This is a genomic window from Mycobacterium sp. UM_Kg1, from assembly GCF_000972925.1.
In the GTDB taxonomy this organism is placed as follows: Bacteria; Actinomycetota; Actinomycetes; order Mycobacteriales; family Mycobacteriaceae; genus Mycobacterium; species Mycobacterium hiberniae.
This window is the reverse complement of the sequence record NZ_JRMK01000351.1, coordinates 1-437: the sequence shown is the minus strand read 5'-3', so window position 1 is coordinate 437 and position 437 is coordinate 1. Positions and strand designations below refer to the sequence as shown.

The window sequence follows — 437 nt, the reverse complement described above, 5'->3', positions numbered from 1 at the left end:
GACAATGCGGCCAAGTGGAGTCCGTCGGGCGGGGTCGTCGGACTGCGGATGCGTCAGCTCGACCCCACGCACGTGGAGATGGTCGTCTCGGACCAGGGGCCGGGTATCCCGGAGAGCCAGCGGGAGTTGGTGTTCGAGCGCTTCGACCGGTCGGACTCCGCGCGTGCCATGCCCGGATCCGGACTGGGGTTGGCGATCGTCAAGCAGGTGGTGCTCAAACACGGCGGGGCAATCACCATCGGCGAGACCATCCCCGGGGGCAAACCGCCCGGCACGTCGTTTCGGATGGTGCTGCCCGGCGGTCCCACCTCCGCGGGACCCGCTTCGGCCGCAGCCGTCACAGGCGCTTCTCAGTCCACGTAGGCATGGTGGTGAGGCAACGTCGCTGCCGCCTCGCGTCACTAGGAGTAGACAACAGACATGACGAATTACCCCGG

1 protein-coding gene is annotated in these 437 nt (G+C 67.5%); it reads left to right on the top strand.

Annotation, left to right across the window (positions count from 1 at the left end):
• The coding region (locus LI92_RS21500) for a sensor histidine kinase (RefSeq protein ID WP_046322652.1) at nucleotides 1–363 on the top strand (363 nt) is incomplete at its 5' end.
• Nucleotides 364–437: the final 74 nt, after the last annotated feature.